The organism is Parendozoicomonas verongulae (assembly GCF_009711465.1).
In the GTDB taxonomy this organism is placed as follows: domain Bacteria; phylum Pseudomonadota; class Gammaproteobacteria; order Pseudomonadales; family Endozoicomonadaceae; genus Sansalvadorimonas; species Sansalvadorimonas verongulae.
Genome location: NZ_SMME01000829.1, coordinates 1 through 17,577, shown reverse-complemented (window position 1 = coordinate 17,577; position 17,577 = coordinate 1). Strand labels below are relative to the sequence as shown.

Here is a 17,577-nt window from a genome sequence, read left to right as displayed (position 1 = left end):
TGGCTAGCCTCGGGTTTTGAAGTACTCCTCCAGTTCCTCCAGAAGAGTACTCAAGGCCAGAGGCATAAAGCGTCTTGCCGGATAAATGGCATACACATCACGTGGCATAAGCGACCATTCCGGCAAGATGTGTATCAGTGAGCCTTTCTGTAAAGCCTTTTCGAGAATCAGGTTGGGCACCTGCGCAACGCCCGCACCTGCAATGGCGGCTTCTCGTGCGGCTGTAACGTTATTGAAGTTCAGATTGCTTTTGTGCTTCACCTCACACACTTCCAATCCTCGGGTAAAAGCCCATTTTTCTTGGGTATGCACAGAGCGTAATGTAATGCAGTTCACGCTCTCAAGATCTTTCGGATGACTGATAGGATGTTCTTTTACGTAATCGGGGGATGCTACAAGGTATGTCCTGATGGATTTCAGTTCTTTGCAGATCAGGTCGAGATCGTTAGGCTTCGCTAATCGTATCGCCAGGCTGATGCCTTCCTCTCGAAAGTCAATAGCGCGACTGGTCAGCTCAACATCCAGAGAAACTTTTGGCCACTTTTGTACAAAGCCACCAAGAAAGTTAGCGAAGTACAACTGACCAACCTCAATAGGCACAATAATTTTTAACCGGCCTGCTGGTTCTTCTTTATGCTGCTGCAGCATATTCTCAGCATCTTCAAAGGCCTGAACAATGCTCTTGCACCGTTCGTAATGCCCTTCTCCGATATCCGTAAGTACGCTTCGACGTGTCGAGCGATAAATCAGACGCATGCCAATGCGTTCTTCCATAGCAGCAATCTTACGACTCACCGTCGACTTTTGTATGCCCAGACGCTCCGCTGCTGCGGTCATCGTGCCAGCTTCTACGACACTCACAAAGATCAGCGCTTCGTTTAAATCAAAAGATTGTTGCATATGGGGAACTACGTGTTGAAAAAATACAGACTTATTCCTTACAAGCAACAATGGTACACTTCACATACACCTTACACACCTCAAAAATTCTGCTGCTCTCTCGCTGCAGAATAACACTGTCGTTAAATTTCAGAATTACCACTTAAGAGTTACTCCATGTCCTCAGCCAGAAAACTGTTCACTTTCTGCGTGCTAGCTATTGTCGGCCTCGTAAGTGCCGGTTACTGGTTTACTGTCGCACGCTTTCAGGAAAGCACTGACAATGCTTACCTGCAGTCCGATATCGTTTACGTCAGCACCAAACAACCTGGCTACGCCGATGCGGGCTGGATAAAAGACAACCAGAAAGTTCATGAAGGTGATGTTCTGGCGCGTATCGAAGCCACAGATTACAAATTGAAAGTGGATGAAGCCAAGGCAGAAGTGCATTCCGCTAAAGCCGCAATTCAGCAGTTTCAGTCTCAACGGAGCCTGCAGCAATCCCAAATTCATGTGGCCGAGGCTCAGCTCAATGTCGCCAGAGCTGAGCAGGAGCTCGCAGCGTCCGAACTCAAACGTATTGCCCCTTTGTTTGAGCGCAGTGTCATTTCTCGAGACAAACTTGATAATGCGCAGGCTGCCAACAAAAAAGCCATTGCACAGGTTCAGGGTCAAAAAGCCGCTCTGGAATCGACTCGTCGACAGCTGTCTGTCATCGATAACCAGATCGTTGCGGCCCAAGCTTCTCTCCAACAGGCACAAAGCGTTCTTGCTATTGCCAGGCAAAGCCTTGCAGAAACCGTTATCACTGCCCCAATAGATGGTGTGATCGGTCAGCGTCAGGTTAAGGACGGCCAGCTGCTGAAAAGTGGTTCTGTTTTATTCAGTCTCGTGAACACAGACACTGTCTGGGTAACTGCAAACTTCAAGGAAACCCAGATTAGTCGTATGCAGACAGGCCAGCCCGTTGAGCTGGAGATTGATGCATTCCCCGGTCAACCCATCACCGGTTACATCGATAGTTTGTGGCCTGCCAGTGGTGCACGTTTCAGCCTTCTGCCTCCAGAGAATGCCACCGGTAACTTCACCAAAATTGTGCAGCGTATCCCTGTGAAAATTGTGATTCCAGCCGATCAGGCTTTAGCAGGCCAACTGCGTGCGGGAATGTCTGTCACAGCCAACGTTGATACACGTGAAGAGCCTGTGAATCTGAAGGCGTTAACGTTCACCCATAATAACCAGAGCACAACGCCAGCTGCGCAAATCGCGGGGCTGTAAGATGTCCACTGCTGTTGCTACATCTGCTGTTGTCACTCCAACGAAAAGCACGCCCTCTGCACCGCCTCAAGGCGGTGTTCAGACGGCATCTCGCAAGGATTGGATCACAGTTATCGGCATGGTACTCGGCGCCTTTGTCGCCGTACTCGATATCCAGATCGTAAACTCCTCCCTTGCCGATATTCAGGGTTCACTGGCTGCAACGGTATCCGAAGGTTCATGGATCACCACGGCCTATATGATTGCTGAAATCGTAATCATTCCCCTGAGTGGCTGGCTGGCCAGCGTGTTCTCCCTGCGCCGCTATCTGCTGTGGAGTGTTGTTGCCTTTATGGTGATGTCGGGCCTGTGTGGTACGGCGACCAGTCTGGGCTCCATGATTTTCTATCGTGCTTTACAGGGGCTTGCCGTTGCGCCACTGATCCCACTGACCTTCAGTCAGATTCGCCTGCGCCTTCCTACAGACAAGCAGCCTGTGGGAATGGCCATGTTTTCCTTTTCCGCAGTATTTGCACCATCCATAGGTCCAACCATTGGTGGGTGGCTGACGGAGAATTTCAGCTGGCATCTGATATTTTATATCAATCTGGTGCCAGGCCTGCTGATTCTGGCGCTGTTGTCATACGGTCTGGAGAAAGGGCCAAGCCATTTCGAGCGTCTGAAAACAGCGGACTGGTCCGGCATCATCAGCCTCTCTCTGGGGCTTTCAACTCTGGAGTATGTGCTGGAAGAGGGTAACCGCCAAAACTGGTTTGAATCCCACAGTATTCTTACCATCGCGATTGTGTCGACTCTCTCCCTGATCACATTTGTTTATGTTCAGCTGACCAAAGCCAATCCGCTGCTCAATCTGCGCATTTTGGGAGACAGGCAGTTCCTGTTTGGAAATCTGGCAAACTGTGCCATGGGTCTTGCACTATTTGGTTCGGTTTTCCTGATTCCGGTATACCTTTCCCAGTTGCAAGGTTACAACGCGCTACAGATTGGCCAGGTCATGCTATGGGGGGGCGTGCCTCAGCTGCTGCTAATCCCATTCATGCCAAAGCTGATGAAACATTTTAACTTGCGCTGGTTGGCAATGACGGGCTTTTTGGCAATGGCCATCAGTGCACTGATGAATGTATACATGTCTGCCGACTATGCCGGTGAACAGCTGCGCTTGAGCCTGATTATTCGCGCCATTGGTCAACCATTTATGATGGTTCCACTCTCGGTTTTGACGACATCCCGACTGAAAATGGAAGACATTGGTTCTGCATCTGGTCTATTCAACACCAGCCGAAACTTGAGTGGTGCTATTGGTATCGCGATCCTGTCCACGATGATTGATCGCCGCACAACATTCCATCAGGTACGGATCAGCGAAACCCTGTCTACTTTCGGGCAAACCACGCAGTACTACATGGATCACCTGCAGGACACTCTACCTTCGCTTTCCATGCAGCAGGATATGGCATTGGTCATGAAACAGGTTACCCAAAACGCCGGCATTATGGCCTTTGGTGACTGCTTCACCATTGTAACCGGCGCTTTATTCTTTGGGATTGCTGCGGTTCTCTGTATGCGCTCCCATCAAGCCCACTGATACTGCCCCTTAATCAGCAATAAGATCAGGCTCTGTTCAGCTTTGTAGTTAATAAAGCTGAACAGAGCCTGACCAATGGATGGTCAATAACTCTTATCAACCGTTCATCAAATTTGTAAAAATATATCGATTAAATCGCCTCAAGTGCTTCCGAAAGTTTATTAACGCCAATCACTTCAACATCAGCAATTGCCTTTCTGGGCTTATTTGCCATTGGCACAATCACCTTTTTGAAACCATGTTTAACCGCCTCAATAATCCGCTCCTGGCCGTTGGCAACCGGACGAATCTCACCAGCCAGCCCCACCTCGCCAAACGCAATCAGGTTCTGTGGAAGCGGCACATCGCGGAAGCTGGAAACAATTGCTAACAGGCTGGCAAGGTCGGCACTTGTTTCTGTGATGCGTACGCCACCCACCACGTTTAAAAACACATCCTGATCGCTGGTAAATATGCCACCGTGTCGCGTTAACACAGCCAACAGCATCGCCAACCGGTTTTGATCCATACCAACCGTCACCCGTCGTGGATTACCGAGCTGGGATTCAACCACAAGGGCTTGAATTTCCACCAGCAATGGGCGTGTCCCCTCCCAAAGCACATTGATAATACTGCCCGATGTAGCTTCTTCGCCACGGGAGAGGAAAATGGCTGAAGGGTTTTTCACTTCCTTCAAGCCTTTTTCCGTCATGGCAAAAATGCCCAGCTCATTCACCTGACCAAAACGGTTTTTGGTGGCACGCATAATGCGGAAACGGGAATCATCTGTATTGCCAAGCATCAACTGAGTATCGATGATATGGCTGAGAGTCATGGGGCCAGCGAGAGAGTTATCTTTGGTGACATGGCCAACAATCAACAGAACAGTGCCTGTCTGTTTAGCAAAACGGGTCAGGAACGCCGCCGACTCTCTTACCTGAGCCACACCACCGGGAGCGGAATCGACACCTTCCATAAACATCACTTGAATAGAGTCGATGACGATCACATCTGGCTTTTCCTGCTCGGCGACCTGCACAATACGTTCAGCCGAGGTTTCTGCCAGCATCTTCAGCTGATCAGTAGGAAGATCCAGACGCTTGGCACGGGCAGCAATCTGCTGTAGCGATTCTTCACCGGACACATACAGCGCTCGCATACCGCTCGCTACATGGCAAAGAGTCTGTAGCAGTATCGTACTTTTACCGGCACCAGGATGGCCACCTATCAGCACTGCACTACCGCGAACGAAACCACCACCCAGAACACGGTCAAACTCACTGGAGCCAGTGCTGAAGCGGGGAGCCTCTTCAACGTTAACTTCAGACAAGCTTTGTACCGCAGCCAGAGCACCGGCAAAACCTTCACGGCTACCGGAAGGGTTGGCAAGATGGGGACGGGATGAGCCAAGGGACACCTCTTTCATGGTGTTCCAGGCATGACAATCCGGGCACTGACCTTGCCATTTGGTGGAGTCGCTGCCACATTCTGTGCAGACAAAGGCTTTGCGGTTTTTTGCTTTGGCCATTAAGAAGCTTATTCAAAAGTGAAAACAGGCTTCCATTCTTGTGCCCTTGTGGCTGTTGGTCAACAGCTACAAACTATCTGGCACGCGGAAGCGATCTGGCCAACACTCGGCATGTAGTGATCTTCCATCCGGTAGTAAGGCATGGTGATATCGTATCCCGCCACTCGCTGCACAGGCGCTCGCAACTCATGGAAGAGCTCTGTAGAAACTCTTGCGGCAATTTCCGCCCCCACACCAAAACTTCGCGCGGCTTCATGGACAATCACGCAACGGCCGGTTTTTCGGACAGAGGCAAGGATTGTGTCCATATCCAACGGTTTGATAGTCGCAACATCTATTAACTCAACACCGACACCTTCTTTTGCCAGATTGCGTGTAACCTCCTGACACTCCCTCACACAGGCTCCCCATGTGACGAGAGTGAGATCGCTGCCCTCTTTCAGGGTAAAACAGGTATCCAGCGGTAGCCGACTCCCTTGTTTAGGAAGCGTTTGCCTTTGCACGCGGTAGATTCTTTTTGGTTCCAGAAAAATCACAGGGTCAGGGTCATCAATCGCGGAGCGCAGCAAACCATATGCACGGACGGGCGATGATGGGATCACCACTCGCAAACCGGGAATGTGGGCAAATAACGCTTCTGTGCTTTCCGAGTGATGCTCCGGTGCATGAATCCCACCACCAAAAGGCGCACGAATAACCATTGGACAGGTTAAACGACCACGGGTACGGTTTCTCATACGTGCAGCGTGGCCCACCAGCTGCTCCATACAGGCGAAAATAAAACCCATAAACTGGATTTCTGCCACGGGTTTTAAGCCTTGTGTCGCCATACCTATGGTCATACCGGCAATCATGGTTTCAGCCAGAGGAGTGTCCATCACCCGCTTCAGGCCGTATTTATCTTTCAAATCCTGAGTGGCACGGAACACACCTCCATTAGTGCCAACATCTTCACCGAGAAGAACGACATCTTTGTCGTCTGCCAGTGCATGATCCAGTGCAAGATTAACGGCTTCCACCAGCGTTTTCTTATCATCACTCATGGTTAAGCCCTTCCTGCATTTCCTCTAATTGCTGGCGTAAACTCACTGGTGTTTCAGCATACTGGTATGCAAACAGGTCGTTGATGGATTGTGGTGGAGTGAGCTGATAGGTTTCTACAGCTTTTTGAACCTCCTCCGCGACTTGCTCTTGCAGCATTTTTTCCTGTTCAGGGCTCCATAGCCCATGGTTGTAGAGATACGTCTGCAGCCGTTTAACCGGTTCCTCTTCCCAGGCTTTTCTGACATCTTCATTATCACGGTAACGTGTCGCGTCATCGGCCGTTGTATGGTCACAGAGGCGGTAGGTGATTGCTTCAATAACCACCGCACCTTTGCCGTGCCGCGCTCGCTCAATAGCTGAGCCAATCACCTCATGGAGGGCAATCACATCATTGCCATCCACCTGTACACAGGGCACACCGGCACCAGCGCCTTTTTGTGCCAGCGTGTCTGCACCGCACTGAGCACTGCGAGGAATTGAAATTGCCCACTGGTTATTCACAATAAGAAAGACGACTGGAACTTTCCAGGCACCTGCAAGGTTCAACGCCTCAAGAAAATCACCTTTTGATGTTGCGCCATCACCGCAGGTTGTGACCACTACCCGACGTTCATCCCGAATCCGAAACGCAGAAGCAATACCCACCGCATGGCATGCCTGTGTCGCGATAGGGACACAGTTGGGCATATCCTGCCCATACCCCTCACCGGCACTTCCCCGTTCATCGCCACCCCAGTAGAGATAGACATCGGAGAGCTCAACACCGCGAAGCAGCTGCCCCGGCATATCCCGATAATAAGGTGCCAGTACATCGTCTTTTTTCATCAAGGAACCATAGACGACACCCGGAGCTTCCTGTCCAAGACAGGATGGATACGTGCCCATCTGTCCTGTGCGTTGCATGGCAATGGCTTTACGGTCAGCTTCCCGAGCTTTCACCATAGCTTTGTAATAAGCCACCAGCTGTTGCCCATTTTCAGCCCATGGAGGGAGTTTTTGAACCGGTTGCCCGTCAGTATTCAAATAGCGCACAAAAGGCACATCAGAACTATGCACCCTGAACAGTCCACCGCCATCCAGTGTTGTTGGCATGATGCTCTCCTTATGCGCTGCGTTGCAAAGGTGCAGGACCGTAAAGAATATGTTCCGCCATTCGGTCGGCTATCAGGCTCACCGGCTCGCCACTGGTTTTGTGGCGCTTGAATATTTGGGAAAGGGTTTCAGCCACACCGTGAATACGCTCATTGATTTCAGCAGGTGTTTTTCCTCGGTGGGACAAAGAGGCATGGATCAGGCCACCAGCATTCACAAGGTAATCCGGCGCATACAAAATCCCCTGACGATGCAGCGCCAGACCGGCTTCAGGCGTAGCAAGCTGGTTATTCGCAGACCCCACAACCGCACGACAACTCAAATCCTTTACAGTATCAGCCTGAATGATGCCGCCCATACCACAGGGACTGAACACATCGCACTCCACAGAGAGGATGGCAGAGGGAGGCACAGAGCGAGCCCCAAACACCTGTTCGCAGCGGGTGACTTTCGCGCTATCAATATCGCTCACCACAAGTTCGGCGCCGGCATTACTCAGCAACTCACAGAGAGCAAACCCCACATTTCCTAATCCCTGAACAGCTATGCGAGCCCCAGATATATCATCGGGCAAGGCAGAGCTGGCTTGCAGAGTAGTCTTGATACTGTTGAAGACTCCCAGTGCCGTATAAGGCGCAGGGTCGCCACCTTTGGAGGTGCAGGCCACATGGGGCGTAATGCTGGCAATGGTATCCATATCACTGGTCTGAGTGCCCACATCCATGGCAGCGATATAGCGTCCTCCCAGACTGTGAACAAAGCGCCCGAAGGCTTTAAACAAAGCTTCGCGGTCGTGTATTTCCCTGGGGGCCATAATGACAGCTTTCCCACCACCTTGCTCAACACCTGCCAATGCCGCTTTGTAACTCATCCCTCGAGCAAGACGGATAGCATCATGAATGGCATCATCTGTGGATTTGTAAGAGAACAGACGACAACCTCCGAGTGCTGCACCTCGCGTTGTACTGTTAATAGCGATAACGGCTTGAAGACCTGTAGCTTCATCAGCCCAGAGATGGAGTTCGCTGGTCCGTGTGTTTTTCATCTCGGCAAACATAGCGGGATCCCTCCGCTGATTTTTATTGTTGGAAAGTGCCGTGGTAGCAGTAGCCTTTCCGTATTTGTACTGTCTACCGATAAAGTCTAGAGTGACTTATGGTTTTATGCGCCTTTTATGAGGGCAATCACAAATTCTTAATCGTCTTATCAGTACTCTACCCAAAAAGCATTAAGATCAAAATTTGTACTGACACCTTCCTGTAGTTATTCTCTTTGGATAATAAAAGCATTGCACGAGAGGAACCATGACTGACACCTCTACGAAAGACACTGAAATTAACCAGCGCCGTCATATACGCAAGCGGTTATCCTGCACAGCCAATGTATTCCAGACCCAGAGTGGCCTGTCGGTGGGAAGAATTTTTGATATCTCACAAGAAGGCTTTATGTTGCTGGGGCCAACGCAGATGCAACCTAATGAGGTGATTAATCTGACACTGGAGCTACCTGAACTCGACAGTACACGCTCCATTGAACTGGCTGCAGAGTGCATGTGGTGCCAGCCATCCAACTTCACCAGGGATTTTGGGGCAGGGTTTCATATCAAAACCATTTCTGATCAGGATCAGGTGGCTCTGAATTATTTTATTCGAGACTTTTAGTAAGGAGCGCCAAGGGTGTATGCTCCTTACTCAGCAGGAAGGTTAAACGTACCAGCGATTACTCGGCAATAGGCAGGTTCATGGTTTCCTTCACTTCTTCCATCACGATGTAACTCTTGGATTCACGTACACCCGGCATACGCAGCAGAATGTCTCCAAGCAGTTTACGGTAGGAAGCCATTTCAGAAATCCTCGCTTTAATCAGGTAATCGAAATTACCGGACACCAGATGACACTCCTGCACATTAGGCAGGCTGATAACGGCCTGACGGAACTCATCGAAGATCCCCGGAGACTTGGTTTCGAGACTGATTTCTACAAACACCAGTAAACCCGCTTCAAGGAACTCCGGATTCAGTCTGGCGCTGTAGCCCTGGATCACACCTTCGCGCTCAAGACGCTTCACTCGCTCCATGCAAGGTGTGGTACTTAACCCTACCTTGTCAGCCAGATCCACATACGAGATACGTCCTTGCTCTTGCAGGATTCGAAGAATATTGCGGTCAATCCGATCCAGTTGTCGGGTGACTTCTTTCCGATTTCTCATGATACGAAAATCAACGATACGTGGGCTGCCTTGGGATCGACAGCTATCCATAATAGTGCAGACTTGCAGAAACCATGACACTCTTATTGAGAGGATGTGAAACCTCACGTTTCCCACAGAGCATGATCATGGTAAAAGGGGTCTATTGTTTCATGCTTCACGGACTGGAGTCACCCATAAGATGAGCCGCCCGACCAAGGCCACGATAAATTTATCTGCTTTGCGACATAACCTGCAGTTTGCCCGCAGCATTACGGGCACAAAAGTCATCGGGGTTATCAAAGCAGATGCATACGGCCATGGTTCTATTCCAATTGCTCAGGTACTCGAAGAACAGAAGATAGAATGCCTCGCTGTAGCCTGTATAGAAGAAGCCATTGTACTGAGAGAAGCTGGTGTACAAAGTCCGATCCTTCTTTTGGAGGGGTTTTATGGTGCTGCTGAACTGCCCATTATGGAGCATTATGATCTATTTGCTGTTATCCAGCAGCAAGAGCAGATCGATATTCTAAACCAGTGGAAGGGCAAGCCTTTCAAGGTCTGGTTAAAGATTGACACCGGCATGCACCGCATTGGCTTTTTACCATCGGAATTCCCATCTGCCTATAAGCAGCTCAAAGAGAGTGAAAACGTCAGCCAGATTGTATTGATGACGCACTTTGCCTGTGCGGATGAACCGGAAAAGCCCACCACGATAGACCAAATCGATCTGTTTGCCCAAACCATTGAAGGCAAAGCAGAAGAAACCTGCTCCAGCAACTCCGCTGGAATCCTTCACTGGCCTGAGGCAAATGGTAACTGGGTGCGCCCTGGCCTGCTGCTTTATGGTTCTTCTCCCTTTACAACCCCACATCCACTGGCAGACCGGTTGAAACCGGTGATGGAAGTGACATCACAAATATTTGCCATTCGAAAGCTAGGGGCTGGTGTTCCTATCGGCTATGGCCAAACCTACGTCACTGATCACCCTTGCACCGTAGGTGTTGTGGCCATGGGGTACGCCGACGGCTATCCACGGCACGCTCCCAGTGGCAGCCCTGTTTTGGTGAATGGTCAGCGAACGCGGATACTTGGTCGCATATCTATGGATATGATGACAATCGATCTCACACATCTTCCCAATACCAAGATAGGCGACACAGTTATGCTTTGGGGCGACAACCTTCCCGCAACGGAAGTGGCTCATCATGCAGGCACAATTTCCTATGAGCTGTTCTGCAACCTCAAGCGTGTGCCTATTCACTATCTGGGGGAAGCCGTCAGTGAATCCGAACAGACGAAATACCAGCCGGTTAGTATTTCTCCAACGTAAAGACTGCGTTAAAGCTACATAATAACAATATTATAAAAGCAGCATATCAGGTGGAACCCATGCCAGAAGTAAAGCAGCAAACAGTATTGATTACAGGTTGTTCAACCGGTATTGGTCACGCTTTGGTTTTGGCATTCCACTACACAGGGTACAAGGTATGGGCTACAGCGCGAGACATCCACTCACTGGCAGACTTTGCCGAGAAAAACATCAGCACAGCAGCTTTAGATGTTACCTGCCCAAACAGTCGTAGCGCCGTTATCAGCAAGATATTGGAGGGTGGTGATCGTATTGATGTGTTGATTAATAACGCTGGTTACGGTGCTATGGGGCCAATGATTGAGAGTCCGGAGTCATCTCTCAGGCAGCAGTTTGAAACCAACACATTTGCTCCCATCGCTCTGATTCAGGAGGTGGCTCCAACCATGATCACTCAAAAGAGCGGTACCATTGTTAACATCACCAGCGTCTCGGGAATATTGACGACACCATTCTCCGGTATGTACTGCGCCTCCAAAGCGGCATTCAGCACACTGACTGAAGCTCTGCGAATGGAGTTGCAACCTTTTGGCATTCATGTGCTGGACGTACAACCCGGCGCCATCCGCTCCAGCTTTGGAGATACAGCCACCAAAAAGCTGAATATCATCTCAAACAACTCTTTGTATAAACCTATAGAGAAAGCAATTCTTGCCCGAGCAGGCGCATCCCAAGATAACCCGTCCTCCGCAGAAGGCATGGCAGACGCAATAGTGAAAGCTATAAAGAGCGGACAAAACCCAAGAGTGCTTCGCTACGGCAACGGAAGCCGCTCACTTCCTTTTTTTGCCCGCTGGTTACCGAGAAAATTTGTCCATAAGGTACTGGCTCGAAAATTTGAGCTCAATCGGCTTTAGATTCACAAAATGGTTATGGGAAGTGAGGTAGAAAATAAAACCTGTATGGGCAAACCCCACTGAATGAAAGTTATGTAGGGCTCATTTCAGTGAGGCTTGTTCGGAATGTGTCAGGTATTGTGGTGGCTGCTTTTATTGATCCCGTCCCATCATCTGGTAGGCCGCACGTTTGTTTCTATCAGCCCTGCGAGTCAGCCACCATGCGATAAAGGCTGCCAGAGACACGCACAGAATGATCAAAGTTGCCAGCGCGTTCACCTTTGGCGAGACGCCCAGTCTCACAGAGGAGAACACAACCATAGGCAAAGTTGTGGAACCCGGCCCGGCCACAAAACTGGATATAACCAGATCATCGAGAGACAAGGTAAATGACAGCAACCAAGCTGATACCAGAGATGGTGCAATCGTCGGCAGGGTGATGATAAAGAAGGTTTTCAGCGGTGATGCACCCAGGTCCATAGCCGCTTCTTCAATGGAACCATCCATCTCCCGAAGCCGGGAACTGATAACAACCGTCGTGTAGGCCGTACAGAACGTCACGTGGGCCATCCAGATGGTGAGCATACCTCGATCCTGAGGCCAGCCGATATTGCTGGAAAGAGCTACAAACATCAGCAGCATAGAAAGACCAATAATCACATCCGGCATCACCAGTGGCGCTGTGATCATACTGCTGAACAATGTACGTCCACGGAAACGTCCAAAGCGGTTCAATACATAGGCGGCCATGGTTCCAAGAATAACTGCCGCTGTAGATGCAGACACAGCAATCTGAAGACTGGTAAACACCGCATCTATCAGCTGTGAGTCTCTAAATAGCTCGCTGTACCATTTGGTAGAAAAGCCTGCCCACACTGTCACCAACTTGGAGGCGTTAAACGAGTAAATCACCAGAATGAACATAGGCAGGTACAGAAACGCCAACCCCAGCGCCAACATCGCATTTGGAAAATTGAAGGATTTCCGGCTCATGCGCTCTCCTCCAGTTCCTTCAGGCGAGCATGGTTGAAGAACATGATTGGCACCAGCAATACCAGCAGCATCACAATAGCGAGAGCGGAGGCCACAGGCCAGTCCCTATTATTGAAGAACTCCTGCCAGAGAATCTTTCCGATCATCAGGGTTTCCGGCCCACCCAACAGTTGAGGGATAACCACTTCACCCACTGCTGGAATAAACACCAACATGGAGCCTGCAATAATGCCACTCTTGGACAGTGGCAACGTGATTTTGAAGAAAGACGCCAATGGTCGCGCCCCCAGATCTTGAGCAGCCTCCAATAACGAGTTATCCAGCTTCACAAGGTTGGAATAGATGGGCAGCACCATAAATGGCAGATAGGCATAAACAATGCCGATATACACAGCCACGTTAGTATTCAGAATAGTAAGCGGGTGATCTATCACCCCCACCCACAGAAGCAGATTGTTTAACAGGCCATTGTTTCTAAGAATCCCCATCCAGGCATAAATGCGAATCAGAAATGAAGTCCACGAGGGTAGCAACACTGCAACCAGCAATGCAGACTGCCAGCGTTTGGGAGCTCGAGCCATGGCGTAGGCCATTGGGTAACCCACAGCAAGGCAAAAAAGCGTTCCCCAAAATGCAATTTCAACAGACCCCAGATAAGCCGAGAGATAGAGCGGATCGTCAGTCAGCCACAGGTAGTTGCCCAGATTCAAAACAATCGTAAGTGCTTCATCTGCATATTCAAACAGTGAAGAATACGGCGGGATAGCAATCTCTGTATAAGCCAGGCTGATCTTAAAAACGATAAGAAAAGGCACAAGGAAGAACAGCAGCATCCAGAGATAAGGGATGCCAATGACCGTGCGCTTGCCCAAGCTCAGCCAAAGCTCTCGCCAGTTGGGTGATAACAGTTTTTGTAGCGTCATGAATTCAGTACCACGCTACTTGCCGCTTCCCAGGTTACAAAAACTTTGTCATCCCATGTTGGGTGATCCGCCGTTCGTACACTGTTCGCCATATTGGATTGCACAATAGTGCCGTCAGATAGTTGAATGTAGTACACAGAGTGGGCGCCCAGATAAGCAATGTCATATACGATACCTTCCGCCCAGTTGTACTCATCCACAGGTTTCTCTTTGCTGATATTGATCTTCTCCGGGCGAATGGCCACCCAGCATTTACGATCTTCCAGCGGTGTCGCGATACCGTGATCTATATAAACAGACTGCGGAAGTTGTGGGCATTGGATAATGACGTGATCTGCTTCATCTGTGGATATCTCGCCCACAAAGATATTCACAGAACCAATAAACTCTGCGGTCATTCGACTGTTTGGATTTTCATAGATATCCACAGGAGAGCCGGTTTGAACAATCCAGCCAGAATCCATAATGCCGATACGATCCGACATAGTCATGGCTTCTTCCTGGTCGTGAGTCACCATCAGGCAGGTAACGCCCACCTTCTCCAGAATCTCGACCACCTCCAGCTGCATCTGTGTACGAAGTTGCTTATCCAGCGCTCCCATAGGCTCATCAAGTAGCAACAGCTTGGGGCGTTTAGCCAGACTTCTCGCCAAAGCTACACGCTGACGCTGACCACCGGAAAGCTGATGAGGTTTACGGCGAGAGTACTGTTGCATACGAACCAGACGCAGCAGTTCTCCCACTCGTTCTTTAATTTCGCTCGTGGGCAAACCATCCTGCTTTAAGCCAAAAGCCACGTTTTGCTCAACGTTCATATGAGGAAACAGTGCATAGGACTGAAACATCATATTGATGGGGCGCTCATAAGGGGGCAGGTTAGTAATGTCCTCCCCGTCAAGAAGAATGCGCCCCTCTGTAGGTTTTTCAAACCCTGCGAGCATGCGCAGCAGGGTCGACTTACCAGAGCCTGAGCCTCCCAGTAAGGCAAAGATCTCCCCTTTATTGATCGTCAGAGTAACGTCATCAACCGCCAGGGTCTCTTCAAAATGTTTGGAGACGCGCTCGATACGCAGCAGCGCCTGTGTTTTTTCCCGGGCACTGAATGTTTTTTTATAAAAACCGGATAGTACGGCCATTGACGCCTATTCTCCCATGTAACCTGAACCGCCTGACTTCAGGAAAACACCGCCCCGTTCGCTCAGCACCACTGAAGTGGCACTATCGCAATGCTTACGAGTAGAAGTGTAAAAAAAGTAGTACAAAACCCTCTTGTTCAGTTTTCTACAAAAAAGCTGCACAATGGGCCATCAAAAAATAGGTGAATGCAAGTTTATTTCCCTGGCACTATCCGGTTCCAACCCCAAGCAATCACTCAGTCCAATTTGAGCGAAATCTCTTTAAAAGCATAGAGATGTTTAAAGGTTTCAGGAGCAGGATAGATGCCAGATTGGGATTCGCGTAGGAGACATAACTGCTGATATCAGCAATCACCCCAGGCTCCATAAGATAGTTCAGGAAAGCGTAAGCTTCTTTGATGTTCTTTGCATTCGCTGAACACCGAAGCGGACATTGTCTTCAGACACCGGCAAAGGTCAATGATTATTTCTTCATTTACTGTCACACTGCTGAGCGGTAGTCTAAGACATATTCACTCACTCAAGTCGACTTTGTAGTCTGAATCGTCGAGCCTGAAAAAGGCTGTGGAAAGGATCAGCAAAATTCCCAAAACCTCTATGATCCACAGGAGGCTCCTGTGGCTCGGTATAAAGGTAATGGAAATTAAAAGTAAGATGTGAGCTGTTATCGCAGTTTGGAGTTACCCATCCTTGGGTTACACGGCCCTGTGCGCTAACCATCCTTGTACTTTCATAGTAGGAGCAAACTCATTTTCAAAACAGGGGCAGATGTCGATTTATTGTGTGAGATATTTCTTACACGCCATATCAAAGCCACTGTTAGCTAGCATCACTAGTATCAAAAGTGAAAGCTGCAAGCACAAGACATTCAGCGACTTAAGTACCCGGCCATTGCTTTCATATAATGATGGTAAGTGGAAAAAGACGCCACCAGGTGATGTGAAAGCAATGGTCTGGGTACTTACACGTCGGAAAATTCTAGACCTGATCACATGGAATTCTAAGAAGATGGGAACAAACCTGAATCATATTGGAGTGCTGACATCTGGTGGTGATGCACCAGGCATGAACGCAGCGATTCGTGCAGTCGTTCGAGCCTGTACTCATTACGGCATTAAGGTGAGTGGTATTCAAGAGGGCTATCAGGGCCTGATTGATGGCAATATGGACGAGATGGATGCACGTTCTGTTGCACACATAATTAACCGTGGTGGCACTATTCTTCAGTCTGCCCGCTGCCTTCAGTTCCGCGAAAAAAAAGGTCGCGAGAAAGCTCACGACAATCTGAAAGCAAACGACATTGATGCACTGATTATTATCGGTGGCGACGGTTCCTTCACTGGTGCGAACCTGTTCTCCCAAGAGTTTGATATACCGGTTGTCGGTATTCCCGGAACAATAGACAACGATATTTATGGCACAGACTTCACTCTGGGTTACGACACTGCTCTAAACACAGTTGTAGAAGCCATAGACAAGATTCGTGACACAGCAACCTCTCACAACCGTTTGTTCTTTATTGAATGCATGGGCCGTGATGCAGGCTTTATCGCTTTGAACGCCGGTATTGCCGGTGGTGCCACCGAGATTCTTATTCCAGAAGACAACAAAACCCTTGATGATGTTGTTAATAAACTGGAATATAGCCGCTCTGCAAAGAAAACATCCAACATTGTTCTAGTCGCTGAAGGCGATCAACTAGGCGATACCTTCAAGCTGGCGGAGGAAACCCAGAAGAAGCTGCCAGACCACGATATTCGTGTATCCGTTCTGGGTCACATCCAGCGTGGTGGTAACCCAACCTGCGCAGACCGAGTACTGGGCAGCCGTCTGGGCGTTGCAGCCGTTGAACAGCTACTTCACGGCCACAGTGGTATCATGGTTGGCCTGCGTAACGACACCGTGACCACGGAAACCCTCCACGATGCCATCACCAAGAAGCCGGGTATCAACCGGAACCTGATGCACGTTGCTGACATTGTTTCCCTCTAATTATTTAGAAAGAACGCAATGCACAAAGGGCAGCTGACAAGCTGCCCTTTTCATATCTTCACGATAAAAATAAAAACGCCGCAAAGCCAACCCAGCTTGCACCCAGAAGTACCCAAGGCAGCCAGTGCTGTTTATACTGAGTGTCTGCTTGAATTTCAGGAGAATCTATTTCAGCAACCACAGCGCGTGCCTTTTTCTTTTGCTGCTTATCCAGCTTACGTATTTTGGCTTTATGTTGTTTTTTATATTGCTCAATCCCCTTCTGGATCCCCTGAGCGATCAAGCGTGTCTGTTCTTTTGTTTGTCCGGGGCGTTGGGTGGCTTTCGCAACAGACAGTGCCTCTTCCTGAGTTTTTGAGCTCGCAGTTACTTTCTTCTTACTCTGACTTACCGCCATGAACATCCTCATCAGCAGAAGGTGTTAAAAATCTGCCAGTATATTCAGTACAGATTTTTCGAGCCACAATTAGAAAACCCCAGCCAACTAATTCATTGAATAGCTGACTGGGGTTTATATTTAAAGCCTGGCGATGACCTACTCTCACATGGGGAAGCCCCACACTACCATCGGCGATACTTCGTTTCACTGCTGAGCGCCCGCGGCTATGGAGCGCAGATGGGATCAGGTGGTTCCAAAGCTCTTTCGCCTTTGCCGCAGATAGTTTTTTAACTGACAATTAGAAAACCCCAGCCAACTAATTCATTGAATAGCTGACTGGGGTTTATATTTAAAGCCTGGCGATGACCTACTCT

Annotated in this window: 16 protein-coding genes and 1 rRNA gene; 6 read left to right on the top strand and 11 right to left on the bottom strand. The window is 49.4% G+C overall.

What is annotated here, in order from left to right; genetic code table 11:
• Positions 1-3 precede the first annotated feature (3 nt).
• The gene (locus E1189_RS11360; protein ID WP_155160446.1) at positions 4-900 is read right to left on the bottom strand and encodes a LysR family transcriptional regulator; all 897 of its coding nucleotides are present in this window, start codon (positions 898-900) and stop codon (positions 4-6) included.
• Positions 901-1,056: 156 nt separating this feature from the next.
• Here E1189_RS11360 and E1189_RS11355 point away from each other — a divergent pair, with 156 nt between their 5' ends.
• Positions 1,057-2,157, top strand: coding sequence for an HlyD family secretion protein (locus E1189_RS11355; RefSeq protein ID WP_155160444.1), 1,101 nt, complete (start codon positions 1,057-1,059; stop codon positions 2,155-2,157).
• Position 2,158: 1 nt separating this feature from the next.
• Positions 2,159-3,742, top strand: coding sequence for a DHA2 family efflux MFS transporter permease subunit (locus tag E1189_RS11350; RefSeq protein ID WP_155160442.1), 1,584 nt, complete (start codon positions 2,159-2,161; stop codon positions 3,740-3,742).
• A gap of 130 nt (positions 3,743-3,872) precedes the next feature.
• Here the strand turns inward: E1189_RS11350 and radA are convergent, their stop codons facing one another.
• Genes radA through E1189_RS11330 form a run of 4 tightly spaced genes read right to left on the bottom strand, consistent with a single transcriptional unit; the run spans position 3,873 to position 8,442 of the window.
• Positions 3,873-5,249, bottom strand: coding sequence for a DNA repair protein RadA (radA, locus tag E1189_RS11345; RefSeq protein WP_155160440.1), 1,377 nt, complete (start codon positions 5,247-5,249; stop codon positions 3,873-3,875).
• Positions 5,250-5,308: 59 nt separating this feature from the next.
• The gene (locus E1189_RS11340) at positions 5,309-6,292 is read right to left on the bottom strand and encodes an alpha-ketoacid dehydrogenase subunit beta (protein WP_155160438.1); all 984 of its coding nucleotides are present in this window, start codon (positions 6,290-6,292) and stop codon (positions 5,309-5,311) included.
• Positions 6,285-7,385, bottom strand: a complete 1,101-nt coding sequence (gene pdhA / locus E1189_RS11335) for a pyruvate dehydrogenase (acetyl-transferring) E1 component subunit alpha (protein WP_155160435.1) — start codon at positions 7,383-7,385, stop codon at positions 6,285-6,287. Before pdhA ends, E1189_RS11340 begins: the two co-directional genes overlap by 8 nt.
• A gap of 10 nt (positions 7,386-7,395) precedes the next feature.
• Entirely contained in the window at positions 7,396-8,442 is a 1,047-nt protein-coding gene (locus tag E1189_RS11330; protein ID WP_155160433.1) for a Glu/Leu/Phe/Val dehydrogenase family protein, read from the bottom strand.
• 247 nt (positions 8,443-8,689) lie between these two features.
• Between E1189_RS11330 and E1189_RS11325 the strand changes: the two genes are divergently transcribed.
• Positions 8,690-9,046 (top strand): PilZ domain-containing protein, encoded by a 357-nt coding sequence (locus E1189_RS11325; protein WP_155160430.1) that lies wholly within the window; start codon positions 8,690-8,692, stop codon positions 9,044-9,046.
• A 58-nt stretch (positions 9,047-9,104) separates the two neighbouring features.
• On the opposite strand, the gene lrp is transcribed toward E1189_RS11325, so the two are convergent.
• A complete protein-coding gene (gene lrp / locus E1189_RS11320; RefSeq protein WP_155160428.1) occupies positions 9,105-9,593 on the bottom strand; it encodes a leucine-responsive transcriptional regulator Lrp in 489 nt (162 codons plus the stop codon).
• Between the two features lie 181 nt (positions 9,594-9,774).
• Here lrp and alr point away from each other — a divergent pair, with 181 nt between their 5' ends.
• Together alr and E1189_RS11310 are read left to right on the top strand one after the other, a co-directional pair.
• Positions 9,775-10,905, top strand: a complete 1,131-nt coding sequence (gene alr / locus E1189_RS11315; RefSeq protein WP_155160426.1) for an alanine racemase — start codon at positions 9,775-9,777, stop codon at positions 10,903-10,905.
• 59 nt (positions 10,906-10,964) lie between these two features.
• The gene (locus tag E1189_RS11310) at positions 10,965-11,801 is read left to right on the top strand and encodes an SDR family oxidoreductase (protein WP_155160424.1); all 837 of its coding nucleotides are present in this window, start codon (positions 10,965-10,967) and stop codon (positions 11,799-11,801) included.
• 132 nt (positions 11,802-11,933) lie between these two features.
• Here the strand turns inward: E1189_RS11310 and E1189_RS11305 are convergent, their stop codons facing one another.
• The 3 genes from E1189_RS11305 to E1189_RS11295 are packed head-to-tail and all read right to left on the bottom strand — an operon-like array spanning position 11,934 to position 14,832.
• Positions 11,934-12,773: an ABC transporter permease subunit gene (locus E1189_RS11305; RefSeq protein ID WP_230460333.1), complete on the bottom strand. Its 840-nt coding sequence runs from the start codon at positions 12,771-12,773 to the stop codon at positions 11,934-11,936.
• Positions 12,770-13,696, bottom strand: a complete 927-nt coding sequence (locus tag E1189_RS11300) for an ABC transporter permease subunit (RefSeq protein WP_155160421.1) — start codon at positions 13,694-13,696, stop codon at positions 12,770-12,772. Before E1189_RS11300 ends, E1189_RS11305 begins: the two co-directional genes overlap by 4 nt.
• The gene (locus E1189_RS11295) at positions 13,693-14,832 is read right to left on the bottom strand and encodes an ABC transporter ATP-binding protein (RefSeq protein ID WP_155160419.1); all 1,140 of its coding nucleotides are present in this window, start codon (positions 14,830-14,832) and stop codon (positions 13,693-13,695) included. Before E1189_RS11295 ends, E1189_RS11300 begins: the two co-directional genes overlap by 4 nt.
• Positions 14,833-15,840: 1,008 nt before the next feature.
• Between E1189_RS11295 and pfkA the strand changes: the two genes are divergently transcribed.
• The gene (gene pfkA, locus E1189_RS11290; RefSeq protein WP_155160417.1) at positions 15,841-16,824 is read left to right on the top strand and encodes a 6-phosphofructokinase; all 984 of its coding nucleotides are present in this window, start codon (positions 15,841-15,843) and stop codon (positions 16,822-16,824) included.
• 58 nt (positions 16,825-16,882) lie between these two features.
• Here pfkA and E1189_RS11285 read toward each other — a convergent pair whose 3' ends face one another.
• Positions 16,883-17,221 carry a DUF2956 domain-containing protein gene (locus E1189_RS11285; protein ID WP_155160414.1) on the bottom strand — a complete coding sequence of 113 codons (339 nt, stop codon included), beginning with the start codon at positions 17,219-17,221 and terminating at the stop codon, positions 16,883-16,885.
• A gap of 125 nt (positions 17,222-17,346) precedes the next feature.
• Positions 17,347-17,475, bottom strand: a 5S ribosomal RNA gene (gene rrf, locus E1189_RS11280).
• Positions 17,476-17,577 lie beyond the last annotated feature (102 nt).